Here is a 12,121-nt window from a genome sequence, read left to right on the forward strand (position 1 = left end):
TCTTATTTTTTCTTTTCTTCTTCAAGGAATAGTTCAAGTTCTTCATCTTCGTCTTCGTTATGCCCTGCAATGACGTAATTAGCAGCAGCCATTCCATATGAACCACGAATCTTGTTCGCGATTTCAGCACGGATATCAGGATTTTCTTTCAGGAATTGCTTGGCATTCTCACGGCCTTGTCCAAGTCGCTCGCCTTCATATGAGTACCATGCACCACTTTTTTGGACAATTTCAAGCTCAGCACCGAGGTCGACAATTTCCCCTTCCCTCGATATACCTTCTCCGTACATAATATCCACTTCTGCAGTTCGGAACGGTGGAGCCACTTTGTTTTTAACGACACGGATACGGGTTTTATTCCCCATTATATCGTTTCCTTGCTTGATCGCTTCCCCACGTCGAACCTCAAGTCGAACGGAGGAATAGAACTTCAATGCGCGTCCGCCCGGAGTCACTTCAGGGTTACCAAACATAACTCCGACTTTTTCGCGGATTTGGTTAATGAAGACAGCAATTGTTTTCGATTTGTTGATCGCACCGGACAGTTTACGAAGCGCTTGGGACATTAGGCGAGCTTGAAGACCGACATGGGCGTCACCCATTTCCCCTTCAATTTCAGCTTTAGGTACTAATGCAGCCACTGAGTCTACAACAATAATATCGACTGCCCCACTTCTTACAAGTGCTTCGGCAATTTCCAAAGCTTGTTCTCCTGTGTCTGGTTGAGATAGGAGCAATTCATCTATATTGACTCCCAACTTTTGTGCATATACCGGATCCAGTGCATGCTCGGCATCAATAAAGGCAGCTTGTCCACCCGATGCTTGAACTTCTGCAATTGCATGAAGCGCTACAGTCGTTTTACCTGAGCTTTCAGGTCCATAGATTTCGATAACCCGGCCTCGTGGATAACCCCCTACCCCTAATGCTGCATCAAGTGCAAGTGAACCAGTTGGAGATGTGGAAATTTCACGGTCCGTCTTCTCCCCTAATTTCATGACAGAGCCTTTTCCAAATTGTTTTTCGATTTGTTTTAACGCTTGCTCCAAAGCTGCTTTACGATCGCTCAAAAATGATTCCTCCCTAATAGGTAATGTTCTTTTTCTTCCTATCTCTACTATACTCCTTTTATGAGAAATACTCAATTAAAAAACGAACGCTTATTCGATTTATTTTATCAAAACTCATTTTTAATTGAGAAAAGGGGGGTGAAAATCATTTTTAAATGAGAAAATCAGCCCAAAAATCATATTTCAATCATTTTCTATTTCAATTCTTTTATTAAGTAATAGAGTGCATATTGGGAAGCACGACGACGGTTTGTATTTCGATTGCCCGATAAATCCAATTTAAATGTACTTACTTCACCATTTTGGAGGGCAATTCCTATCCAAACCGTCCCAACAGGTTTTCCATCATGCGGACTGGGACCTGCAGCTCCCGTTAATCCAATTCCTATATCGGACCCGAACTTCTGTTTCACTTTTACGGCAAGGGCTTCAGCACATTCCGAACTAATAACTCCATATTCATCTAACAATGATTGTGGAATGCCAAGTTGTTCCACTTTCACTTCCTCGTTATAAACGACAACTCCGCCTTTTAAGGAGGAACTGATACCTGGCTCACTCGCCAACTCTGAAAGGAATAGCCCCGCTGTCAGACTTTCAGCAGCAGCAATCGTCAATTGACTCTTTTTCAACAGTTCCGCGGCTTTCGAGGATAATGTATCATCATCCGTTCCGAAGATAAATTCGTCAACAAGATTGCGAATTTCTTTTTCCACTGGAGCAATCATTTTTACTGCTTCATCTGTTGAGTTTGCTTTTGCAGTTAAACGTAGAATGACTGCGTCCTGAGATGAAAGGGGTGCGACAGTCGGATTAGATTGCCTTAGCAAGATTCCTTGAACACGATCTTCAAGCTCTGCTTCCCCAACACCATAGAATTTCAACACACGGGAAACAATTACTTCCTGTTTGCCTAATGCCCCAAGTAAATAGGGAATTGCTTCCTTCTCAAACATAGGTTCCAGTTCATGTGGAGGACCAGGTAATAAAATATATTGTAATCCATTTTTCTCAAGTGCCATACCTGGCGCCATCCCATGATGATTTTTCAAAACAAAAGAATCAGCTAAAATAAGCGCTTGTTTTTTATTGTTCTCAGTCATAATCCTATTAGCTCGTAAAAAATAGTCTTCTATAGAATTTAAGGCATCAACATTATTTTCTAGATAAGTTTCCAAGATCACTGCAATTGTTTCTTTGGTCAAATCATCCTTCGTCGGGCCGAGACCACCTGAAAAAACTATCAGGTCTGCACGTTTCTGTGCAATTCCGATAGCCTTTTTCAATCGATCGGGATTATCCCCGACCACAGTATGATAGTACACATCAATACCTATTTCGGCAAGACGGGCCGAAATGAACGTTGCATTGGTGTTCGTGATTTGACCCAACAGAAGTTCAGAACCAACCGCAATTATTTCCGCCCTCATAATGGTACCTCCTTACATGGAGTCAAGCAAGACTCGACGATTTTTATAAAAATAATCTGCTCCGGACCAAATGGTGAAAAATAGTGCAATATAAAGCATGATTGAACCAAACGGGATATTTATCGATTCAAAAAAGATGTTATTCATAAGAAGAAAAGTTATAGCTACTAACTGAGTAGCGGTCTTAATCTTCCCTAATTGCTGTGCAGCGACCACTTCACCGCCTCCTGCCAACACTAATCGCAGACCGGTAACAGCAAATTCCCTGCTGATAATAATGATTACAATCCATGAGGCCGCTGAACCAAGTTCAACAAGAACGACCAATGCGGCTGAAACAAGTAACTTGTCCGCAAGTGGGTCAAGGAATTTCCCCATATTCGTCACAAGATTATGTTTTCTTGCTAGATGCCCATCGAACCAATCCGTCAAACTGGCTATAATGAAGATGATAGCTCCTATTAAATGCTCAATCGAAAGTGTAGTTCCACCAATATTCAATTTTCCCATTCCAAAATCGACGAGCATGAAAATGATGAATATCGGAATTAAAAAAATTCGGGATACCGTAATTTTATTAGGTAAGTTCAAACTGTCTCATCCTTCCTTCAAAATAAGCGTGTATGTATGATGAATGAAAATAGTCATCCATATAGATGACTATTTTCATTTCTTATATTCAATGTAAATATTTTGTGGTGATAAATTTGAATGATACTCTAACTTTTCCCCATTTACATAGATATTGGTATAATCGGGTACGGCAACACGGATCCGGACAAATTCAACATCTGAAACATCAAGTTCAATTGATTCCCCATTTTTCATCACACGGGCCATTGGTGTCAGTTCCTCTTTCTTTTCATTCTGCACACCGATCCATGTATCTCCGAATGTATCAATTTTAAGCTTGAATTCATCCACATCTGTTAATGTGTACGTAGAATCTCTTCCAGCTGTACTTTCATAAGCAAGTACCTGTTCCTTTACTTCCGGTTCAGGATCCGGCTCCACCGTTTCTTCCTCAATTGGATCATCAACAACTTCTTCTTCAGTATTTCCTGGTTTTTGATTGTTATCCATTGTCACTAATTTATCATCAGGCTCTACATCAATGCCTGTTTGCTTCGATGCTGCTTGTTGTGAAAGAACCCAAACTACAACAATGATGACAATTATGAAAAATGCCACGATGATTTTCGGTATTGTTTCATTCAGACGACTGTTGCCCTTTAAGCCTCGGCTCCTTGTCAGTGGAGGGGCTATAGTTTCTTCTTCGAGATTATCATGATTCGCTGATTCTTTATATAAAGCCAACATTTCATCGGCATCTAGACCGACTGCCTCCGAATATTGTTTGATAAAAGCACGAACGTAGAAAGCTCCAGGCATCATACTGTAATCTTCATTTTCAATACCGGAAAGGTACCGTTTCTGAATTTTTGTTATGGTTTGCAAATCATCCAATGAATAGCCTTTCGCAGTTCTGGCTTCCTTTAGACGATCACCTAATCCGGTCATTCTAATCACCTTCCTTGTTTAAAAGTTGAAATTTCCAAATCCACCCATCGGCCCTGTATCGGACATCATATGGTTCTTTTCCATCATTTCATATGTGATTTCCTGATCAATATCTGTTCGTAGTTCGATAATATAATCAAAATCCTCCATGTCGTATTCGGAATGCTGAACAAACATGTCCGGATGTTCGACAACCTTGATAGAAGGCATGCCCATCATTTCACGAACAAGCTGCATATGCCTTTCATCACCCGATTTGCGTGAAACAATGCCATCCAAGATGAAAATATTATCCTTCGAAAATTCATCTCCAGCCAGAGTGCTTCTGACAGTTTGTTTAATCATAGTGGAAGAAAGGAAAATCCATTTCTTATTCGCACATACGCTTGCAGCAACTACAGACTCTGTCTTGCCGACGCGCGGCATTCCACGTATTCCGATCAATTTATGACCATCCTGTTTAAACAATTCCGCCATGAAATCAACAAGAATACCTAATTCACTTCGAAGAAATCTGAACGTTTTTCGATCATCAATATCACGTTGGATATACCTTCCATGCCTGACCGCTAATATATCACGTAATTTCGGCTCACGAATCTTCTTTACTTGAATGGTTTCCATAGTTGATGCAATCAATTCAAAACGTTTGATTTGATCATCATTTTCCGTCCTTACTAACATGCCACGATGCCCGCCGTCCACTCCGTTTATCGTAATGATATTGACGCGTAGCATCCCCAAAAGAGAAGCGATATCCCCAAGCAAGCCCGGCCGATTTATTTGTATCTCGTATTCGACATACCATTCACCCATTCGACACACACCCCTTCGTTCCCTTTGACAAAACATGGACGCCAAACAGTATAGAAACCAATCATATGCAACCTTCTAAACCGATACAGAGTATAGGACGCACGACTAACAACTTAGTTCTATAATAGCGGATTAATGAGGCGATGAAAAGTAAAAAAGAAAAAGGGGAACAATATCTCCCCTTTTTAAATTTAAATATACCATCCGCCATTCAAATTTACTATTTCTCCGGTCATATAATCTGCTTTCCCACTAATTAAGAAACTCGCAAAATCCGCAACTTCCTCAGGTAAACCTGTTTTCTGCAAAGGAATTTGGTGAATTACCATCTGTCTATCCTCATCTGATAATTCATTGTTCATTTGTGTCTCTATCCATCCGGGAGCTATCGCATTCACCCGTGTACCCGTGTATGCAGCCTCTTTGGCATAGGCCTTAACGAAGGCATGCTGAGCTCCTTTTACAGCTGAATACATGACTTCGTTAGCAGCGCCTGTATTTCCCCATATCGAACCGATAAAGACAATATATGAGACTGGATGACTTCTTAATTGTGATGATATGTAACTGATGAACAAAGCTGGATTTTGCAAATGCACTCGCCATAAAGCATCCATATCTTGTCCGGTTGTATCCGTCAATAGCTTAAGCATCGATTGACCGGACGCGACGATTACAGCCTGTACATGACCAACTTGAGCGGCAAGGATTTCTGCACCTTCTTGTTTTGAGAAATCCGACTGGACGATGTGAAATTCTCCATTCGGGTATAATGCGGATAATTCTTTTTGTAGAAGAGATACTCGACCATTATTTTTGTTGAAATGAAGGTATAAGGACCAGCCATCAGCTGCCAGTTTACGGCTGATGGCTTCTCCAATACCTCCGGATGCCCCAAGGATTACTGCGAAGCGCTTCATGGTCAGTTTTCCTTTGCTCCAGGCACGATCGTCATGACTGTATGGCTTGCTTCACTCGAAATAGTAGAAAATGCTTCTTTCAAGTGGTCAATGGTCATCTTTTCAAGGGTCGGGACAACGTCGAATAAATTCATATCATTAAAATTATACGTTGTGAATTGGTTGGAGATAAATTCAATCGAATTCAGCGAGCGCATGAATTGGCCGATTCTCCGCTTTCGTGCACGTTCCAAGTCTGATTCAGCAATAGTCCAATTTTCGACCTGGGAGGATAGTGTTTTTCGGATTGCAGCTTCCAAATCTGTTGGATTTTCTGTATCTGACTCAACCGTTGCAAACCCAAACCCTTTTTCCAAAGTGAAATCATAATGGAAGGTTTCATCAATCAAATTATCTTTGTAAGCCCTTGTGTAAAATTCGGAAGTCCTACCGAAAAGGATATCAAGAACAAGATTGACTGCCAAATCTTGACGAAGCATTTCTTCACCATTAAGATCTGTGCGGTTACATTTCATGCCGAAATTGAATTTAGGTCTCAGTACATCCATTTCAAGAACAGTTTTCTTTGTTGCAGCCTCTATCGGTTCTTCAGGAAATTGTCTTAAAATTTCCTCAGGCTCAGAAAACTCCTTCCCTTTTTGGTCTTCTTTTATGAAATTCATCATCTCATCAGGGTCAACTGCCCCAATTACAAAAACCGCCATATTTGAAGGGTGGTAAAATGTTTCGTAGCATTCATACAAATGTTCGGCAGTTATTTCCTCTATTGTTTCAATAGTTCCAGCAATATCGATTCTGACGGGATGTTCTTTGTATAAGCTTTCAATCGTTCCGAAATAGTTTCGCCAATCAGGATTATCATCGTACATCGTAATCTCTTGGGCAATAATCCCTTTTTCCTTTTCAACTTTTTCCTCTGTAAAATATGGCTCTTGTACAAAGTCCAACAGAACTTTTGTGTTTTCATACAGATTTTCAGTTGTAGAGAATAAGTAAGATGTTCGGGTAAATGAGGTGAAAGCATTCGCACTGGCACCAAGAACCCCAAACTTCTGGAAAACATCTCCTTCTTTTTTATCGAACATCTTATGCTCTAAAAAGTGTGCGATGCCATCCGGAACTGTTACGAGCTCCTTTTTCCCTCTTGGGATGAATGTTCTATCGATTGAACCATACTTCGTTGTAAAAGTGACATATGTTTTAGAAAATCCACGTTTAGGCAAAATATATACACTTAACCCATTATCGAGCTTTTCATGGAATAATGTTTCCTGTAAATTTTCAAAGACAATTTTCTCCATTATTATGCCTCCCTTCCCGATAACAAGTAGATAAGTTCCATATTAATCTGCGAGGCCATCTGCTTAATATCTTCGATTGTAACTGCTTTCCATTTTGCAATCCATTTATCTGCCGAGAAATCTTCATCAAAGTATTTATATTGATCGTATATTTCAATCTGCCCTCTTGCAGAATCAAAAGCACTCCGAATGCTGTTAGATAACAGAGCGACCGTCTGTTCAAGCTCCATATCCGTCACATTACCATTCCTTAACGCATCAATTTGTTCACCGATCAATTTAACAGCTTTCTCTTCAAGCTCCGCATCAATCCCCGCCATTACATACACAACACCATAATATGCGGCATAGGCGCTATTTACAGTGTACGCCATGCTTTCTTTTTCACGGACATTCATAAATAGCTTACTATGTGCAAATCCCCCGAACAAACCATTGGTAACTTGCATTTTTGGATAATCCGGATGATAGAAGGATACAGGTGTACTATAGCCCACTTGTAACTTCCCTTGCTTCATATCCTGCTTTTCAAAAACCTTGCGGACTTCCTTCACTTCATTGGTCTCAAGTTCAAGGGACTGACGAATAAATTCCCTCTCCTCAAAATTAAACATCTCTTTAATCTTTTCAACTAATTCTTCCTCTTTGACATCTCCGACAATATAAATGTCAATCGCATCATTCTTCAACATTTTCTCATATGTATCGAGAAGCGTTGTACCCGTAATGCTTTCTACACCCTCTTCAGTACCATTAGCTGATACGGAGGCAGGATTATTTGGGCGCATCAAATCGAACATGCGTTTATGAGCATATCTTGCTTTATCATCATAAATTGAACGGATCCGTTCAATAACTGTCCTTTTTTCACGGCTAACAACAGATTCATCGAAAGAACCGTCTTGCAAATTCGGATTAAAAATAACAGTCTGCATCAATTTCAAAGCATCATTAAAAACTCCGTCTGTCGATAGATACTCGTCATTCACGCATTCCATATTCAAAGAAATCATATGAGTGTTATCACGTTTAGCAGCATCCATGTAAAATACGGTGCCATAAAGTTCATCCAATGCTTTACGCAATTCACTTTGCTCTCTATACTCAGCATTTGAATCTTGAAGTACATTCGATAATACGGCGCGATGCGCAGCTTGCTTTGCATCTAAATCGGAAATCCATTTGATTGACATCGTAATTGTCTTAAATTGTTCAGTCTTCCGAATATATAAATTGACGCCCTTTTGCAGCACAACTTTCTTAAACATATGAACACCTCGTTTTTCCTTTATTATACGAATACCTTTCTACACTATACATTCCACAGCGTTGGCAAGGCAAAATAAACGCATTAAAAAACCGCTTGGAATCCTTTATGGAATCCAAGCGGCATATTTAAGTTTATCTGCTGCCTTTAATATACGGAACACCGTTTGCCTTTGGAGCGTTCGCTTTACCGATGAATCCAGCAAGCGCTAAGATCGTCAAGACGTATGGTAGTATATGGAAGTAAACAGCTGGTATTTTTTGAATGAAATCTATATCTATTGAGCCTGCACTGATAGCGAGTGTTTGAGCAAACCCGAAGAACAAGGCAGCCCCCAATGCTCCAATTGGATGCCATTTACCAAAAATCATTGCAGCCAACGCCATGAAACCTTGCCCATTAATCGTTGCATGACCAAAGTCGCCTGTCATCGTCTGTGAGTAAATTGCCCCACCGATACCCGCAAGTCCGCCAGAAATGATAACCGCAGCATAGCGAATTTTTGCTACATTGATCCCCATCGTATCAGCAGCCATCGGATGTTCCCCTACCGAGCGTAGGCGTAGACCAAATGGTGTCTTGTAAATGACGAACCACGCAACAAAAGCTAACGCAATGGCCAATACTGAAGTTCCATATAACGATTTGAAGAACATTGGACCGATAATAGGAATGTCCTGTAAGATTGGAACGTTGATACGCGGAATCTTTTGCTGAATAAAATCAGTCTGCCCTTTTCCAAACATCAATTTTACAGAGAACAAAGCAATTGCAATCCCTAACATATTGATCGCTACCCCGGAAACAACCTGGTCAGCCCGGAAAGAGACAGAAGCGACAGCATGCATGATTGAGAATATTGCAGCAACAAGCATCGCAGCAAGCAGGGCAATCCATGGTGTCCAACCGCCAAATACATTCACAAAAGCTAAATTAAAAACAATACCGACAAACGCACCCATTACCATAAGACCTTCAAGTCCAATATTGACAACACCGGAACGTTCAGAGAAAACGCCACCAATTGCTGTGAAGATAAGAGGAGCGGCATAAGCAATCGAAGTTGGGATGATAAAATAAAGTACTTCTAAAAAGCTCATGTCATTTCGCCTCCTTTTTCTTATTCAAACGTTGCAGTCCAACGCGGATAATATACCCTGAAGCAACAAAGAAAATGATGAGAGCAACGACGATTGAAACGATTTCAAGTGGTATATTTGCAGCGTTCGGCATATTGTTCGCGCCATACTTTAATGAGCCAAACAAAGATGCCCCAAAAATGACGCCAAGTGGAGTGTTCGCACCTAATAACGCAACCGCGATTCCGTCGAAACCAATACCCGTGAATCCACCTTGACTTGTCATGCTACCAAATGTCCCCAAACCTTCCATTGCACCCGCAAGCCCTGCGAACGCACCAGAGATGACCATTGATAGAACAATATTCTTCTTAACATTCATCCCAGCATATTGGGATGCATTTTCATTGAAACCTACCGATTTTAACTCGAATCCTGTTTTAGTTTTTTCCAAGATGAACCACATTACGATAACCATTGCAAGTGCTACAAAAATACCATAATGAAGGGTGGAGTAATCTGTTAAATTTGAAAGGAAATCTGAACGCAACGATGCAGTTGGTTGGATTTTCTCTGTTTTATAACTACCACCTGAAACGGTTTTGATCAATGCATTAACAACGTGTAGGGCAACATAGTTCATCATAATTGTAACAATAACCTCATGAACCCGAAGAGTAGCTTTCAAGATTCCAGGGACTAGTCCCCAAATGGCACCCGCTAACGCTGCAGCCAAAAGTGTAATTGGTAAATGGATGATCATAGGGAGTTCAAATGCAGCCCCTACATATACAGCCGCAAACCAACCAACCATCAACTGACCTTCAACACCAATATTGAATAGACCTGTACGGAATGCGAAAGCTACAGCAAGACCAGCAAGGATATATGGGCTAATCTGCCGAATCGTTTCACCAATGGCATAGCTGTCTCCAAATATTCCATTCCACAAAGCTATATATCCATTCACAGGATCATAGCCACTGAATAGCATAACGATTGCTCCGACAAGTAAACCAAGTATGATCGAAATGACCGGAACTAAAAGACTTACAACTCTATTTGACATCTCGATCCACACCTTCTTTCAACGCATCTTTTCCTTTTATCGCATGACCCGCCATTAATAGACCCAATTCCTGTTCATTTGTTTCTGACGGAATTACGGTGTCTACAATCTGTCCATCGTGAATTACCGCAATGCGATCCGAAACATTCATGACCTCATCAAGCTCGAATGATATTAGGAAAACCGCTTTACCATTATCACGCTGTTCAATTAACCTTTTATGGATAAATTCAATCGCTCCGACATCAAGTCCCCTCGTCGGCAGTGCTGCTATTAGCAAGTCAGGATCCCGGGATACTTCTCGGCCGATAATGAGTTTTTGTTGATTACCTCCGGATAGCGCACGGGAGAGTTCCCATTCTCCTTGAGTACGAACATCATATTCTTCTATGATTTTATTAGCCTTTTCGGAGATTACCTTATAATTCATAATACCGTTTTTCGAGTATGGCTCGTGGTAATATTCTTGTAAAGCGGCATTATAGCCAACAGAGAAATTAAGAACAAGTCCATGCTTATGTCGGTCTTGTGGGATATGTCCTAAGCCTGATTGCGTTATTTCTCTTGGACTTTTACCAGTAATGTCTTTCGAATTTATTGTAATTTTACCGCCTTTCACCTTTCGCAGGCCAGCAATAGCTTCTATTAACTCTGTTTGTCCATTACCATCAATACCGGCTAATCCGACAATTTCACCTCTTCGGATAGAAAGGTTCAAACCTTTTACCCTTTCAATCCCTCTATTATCCGTAACGACAAGATCTTGAACGGACAATACTTCGTCAGTGGGATTCGCTGGTCCCTTTTCTGTTTTAAATGTAACTTGTCTCCCTACCATCAACGTTGCCAATTCCTCTGGATTCGTTTCGGAAGTAACAACAGTCCCGATTCCTTGACCCTTTCGGATGACAGTGACTCGATCAGATACATCCATTATTTCCTGTAGCTTATGAGTAATCAAAATGATTGACTTGCCTTCAGTTATCAACTTCTTCATGATGGCAATCAGTTCCTGGATTTCCTGAGGTGTTAGTGAGGCCGTTGGTTCATCAAAAATAAGAATGTTTGCTCCGCGATAAAGAGTTTTTAATATTTCAACACGCTGCTGCATACCTACCGAAATATCTTCTATTTTCGCATAAGGGTCCACATTCAAACCGTAAAGTTTTGAGATTTCCGCGACTTTTTTCGCAGCATCCTTAATGTTGACAACACCCATTTTTTTAGGTTCACTGCCAAGTATGATATTTTCGGTAATAGTCAAATTTTCAACAAGCATGAAATGTTGATGAACCATGCCAATGCCTAAATCATTCGCGACATTCGGATTCGAAATATTGACTTTTTTCCCATTGACACGTATTTCTCCCTCTTCAGGTTGATATAGTCCGAATAATACGTTCATCAATGTAGTTTTTCCTGCGCCATTTTCGCCTAATAACGCATGAATCTCCCCTTTTTTGAGTTGCAGGGTGATGTTGTCATTCGCCCGGAATTCACCGAATTTCTTTGTAATGTTCAACATCTCAATGACATATTCCAATGGATTCACTTCCTTGTATAATAATTAAAGGTTGATTATAAGGAAAAAAATTAATACAATAAAAGATTCTCGTATATCCCAAACAAAGGAATTACCTGAACAAAA

11 protein-coding genes are annotated in these 12,121 nt (G+C 40.5%); all 11 read right to left on the reverse strand.

Translation table 11 applies throughout. The features are described from left to right. Positions 1–2: 2 nt before the first annotated feature. A complete protein-coding gene (gene recA, locus P5G49_RS07850) occupies positions 3–1,070 on the reverse strand; it encodes a recombinase RecA (protein WP_301242942.1) in 1,068 nt (355 codons plus the stop codon). 194 nt (positions 1,071–1,264) lie between these two features. Continuing rightward, positions 1,265–2,500: a competence/damage-inducible protein A gene (locus P5G49_RS07855; protein WP_301242943.1), complete on the reverse strand. Its 1,236-nt coding sequence runs from the start codon at positions 2,498–2,500 to the stop codon at positions 1,265–1,267. Between the two features lie 12 nt (positions 2,501–2,512). After that, positions 2,513–3,091: a CDP-diacylglycerol--glycerol-3-phosphate 3-phosphatidyltransferase gene (gene pgsA / locus P5G49_RS07860; RefSeq protein WP_301242944.1), complete on the reverse strand. Its 579-nt coding sequence runs from the start codon at positions 3,089–3,091 to the stop codon at positions 2,513–2,515. Between the two features lie 75 nt (positions 3,092–3,166). Continuing rightward, entirely contained in the window at positions 3,167–4,021 is an 855-nt protein-coding gene (locus tag P5G49_RS07865) for a helix-turn-helix domain-containing protein (RefSeq protein WP_301242945.1), read from the reverse strand. Between the two features lie 18 nt (positions 4,022–4,039). Beyond that, positions 4,040–4,837, reverse strand: coding sequence for a YmfK family protein (locus P5G49_RS07870; RefSeq protein WP_301242946.1), 798 nt, complete (start codon positions 4,835–4,837; stop codon positions 4,040–4,042). Between the two features lie 191 nt (positions 4,838–5,028). Next, positions 5,029–5,757, reverse strand: a complete 729-nt coding sequence (ymfI, locus tag P5G49_RS07875; protein ID WP_301242947.1) for an elongation factor P 5-aminopentanone reductase — start codon at positions 5,755–5,757, stop codon at positions 5,029–5,031. A gap of 2 nt (positions 5,758–5,759) precedes the next feature. Further along, positions 5,760–7,058, reverse strand: a complete 1,299-nt coding sequence (gene yfmH / locus P5G49_RS07880; RefSeq protein WP_301242948.1) for an EF-P 5-aminopentanol modification-associated protein YfmH — start codon at positions 7,056–7,058, stop codon at positions 5,760–5,762. Between the two features lie 2 nt (positions 7,059–7,060). Next, positions 7,061–8,326, reverse strand: coding sequence for an EF-P 5-aminopentanol modification-associated protein YfmF (gene yfmF / locus P5G49_RS07885; RefSeq protein ID WP_301242949.1), 1,266 nt, complete (start codon positions 8,324–8,326; stop codon positions 7,061–7,063). 133 nt (positions 8,327–8,459) lie between these two features. Next, complete coding sequence (locus tag P5G49_RS07890) at positions 8,460–9,425, reverse strand: ABC transporter permease (protein WP_301242950.1); 966 nt, start codon at positions 9,423–9,425, stop codon at positions 8,460–8,462. 1 nt (position 9,426) lies between these two features. Continuing rightward, the gene (locus tag P5G49_RS07895; protein ID WP_301242951.1) at positions 9,427–10,473 is read right to left on the reverse strand and encodes an ABC transporter permease; all 1,047 of its coding nucleotides are present in this window, start codon (positions 10,471–10,473) and stop codon (positions 9,427–9,429) included. Next, positions 10,463–12,016, reverse strand: coding sequence for an ABC transporter ATP-binding protein (locus P5G49_RS07900; protein ID WP_301242952.1), 1,554 nt, complete (start codon positions 12,014–12,016; stop codon positions 10,463–10,465). Before P5G49_RS07900 ends, P5G49_RS07895 begins: the two co-directional genes overlap by 11 nt. Positions 12,017–12,121: the final 105 nt, after the last annotated feature.

The organism is Sporosarcina highlanderae (assembly GCF_030433715.1).
GTDB lineage: Bacteria > Bacillota > Bacilli > Bacillales_A > Planococcaceae > Sporosarcina > Sporosarcina highlanderae.